This is a genomic window from Virgibacillus sp. M23 (assembly GCF_034190895.1).
GTDB classification, from domain to species: Bacteria; Bacillota; Bacilli; order Bacillales; family Amphibacillaceae; genus Virgibacillus; species Virgibacillus salarius.
Genome location: NZ_JAWDHA010000121.1, coordinates 1 through 1742 on the forward strand (window position 1 = coordinate 1; position 1742 = coordinate 1742).

2 rRNA genes are annotated in these 1742 nt (G+C 50.1%); both read left to right on the forward strand.

Going from position 1 to position 1742, the window contains the following annotated elements:
- Positions 1–453: ribosomal RNA gene (locus RVS70_RS21480) — 16S ribosomal RNA — on the forward strand; the annotation flags it as partial.
- A gap of 410 nt (positions 454–863) precedes the next feature.
- A 23S ribosomal RNA gene (locus RVS70_RS21485) occupies positions 864–1742 on the forward strand; the annotation flags it as partial.

The following is a 1742-nucleotide window of genomic DNA, read 5'->3' on the forward strand; positions in this document are numbered from 1 at the left end:
GTTAAGTCCCGCAACGAGCGCAACCCTTGATCTTAGTTGCCAGCATTTAGTTGGGCACTCTAAGGTGACTGCCGGTGACAAACCGGAGGAAGGTGGGGATGACGTCAAATCATCATGCCCCTTATGACCTGGGCTACACACGTGCTACAATGGATGGAACAAAGGGCAGCGAAGCCGCGAGGTCAAGCAAATCCCATAAAACCATTCTCAGTTCGGATTGCAGGCTGCAACTCGCCTGCATGAAGCCGGAATCGCTAGTAATCGCGGATCAGCATGCCGCGGTGAATACGTTCCCGGGCCTTGTACACACCGCCCGTCACACCACGAGAGTTGGTAACACCCGAAGTCGGTGAGGTAACCTTTTGGAGCCAGCCGCCGAAGGTGGGACCAATGATTGGGGTGAAGTCGTAACAAGGTAGCCGTATCGGAAGGTGCGGCTGGATCACCTCCTTTCTAAGGATAATTACGGAACGCGAACCATTCTTTACGAATGGTTTGTAAGGACATACTTGGTTGTTTGGTTCAGTTTTGAGAGAGTAAATGATGTCTCTCAAGGGTGAAAGGATCTTCTGTTAAGATCCGTCACGTCCTGTGACGAACACAGAAGTCACCACATCCTGTGGAAGTTTGTACCTTGAAAACTAAATAAGAGTAACAACGACATCAAACTAAAAGCGGAAGCGAATGTTTAGCGATGTACAGACTGGACTGACTCGCAGGAGATAAAGGAAACACGATAAACGTAAGTGAATCGATGTTGACTTATCGTACGAAGAGGAAGGAAGTCATGCTAATCGCTATGAGCGGAAGCTAGAAAACCAAAAGTTAAGGCGATAAATAAGTACGCTTATTCATAGAAAGCTAGTTAAGTGAATAAGGGCGCACGGTGGATGCCTTGGCACTAGGAGCCGATGAAGGACGGGACTAACACCGATATGTCCCGGGGAGTCGTAAGTAGACGTTGATCCGGGAATTTCCGAATGGGGGAACCCACTGTTCGTAATGGAACAGTACTTCTATCTGAATACATAGGGTAGAGGAGGCATACCCGGGGAACTGAAACATCTCAGTACCCGGAGGAAGAGAAAGCAAACGCGATTTCCTGAGTAGCGGCGAGCGAAACGGAATTAGCCCAAACCAGAAGGCTTGCCTTCTGGGGTTGTAGGACACTCCATTGGAGTTACCAAGAAATTCTTTAGATGAAGCGATCTGGAAAGATCCGCCATAGGAGGTAAGAGCCCTGTAATCGAAAGAGAATTTCCTCCGGAGTGGATCCTGAGTACGGCGGAACACGTGGAATTCCGTCGGAATCCGGGAGGACCATCTCCCAAGGCTAAATACTCCCTAGTGACCGATAGTGAACCAGTACCGTGAGGGAAAGGTGAAAAGCACCCCGGGAGGGGAGTGAAAGAGAACCTGAAACCGTGTGCCTACAAGTAGTCGAAGCCCGTTAATGGGTGACGGCGTACCTTTTGTAGAATGGACCGGCGAGTTACGATCGTATGCAAGGTTAAGTGGAAGACACGGAGCCGCAGCGAAAGCGAGTCTGAATAGGGCGACATAGTATGCGGTCGTAGACCCGAAACCGTGTGATCTACCCATGTCCAGGGTGAAGGTCAGGTAACACTGACTGGAGGCCCGAACCCACGTATGTTGAAAAATGCGGGGATGAGGTGTGGGTAGGGGTGAAATGCCAATCGAACACGGAGATAGCTGGTTCTCTCCGAAATAGCTTTAGGGCT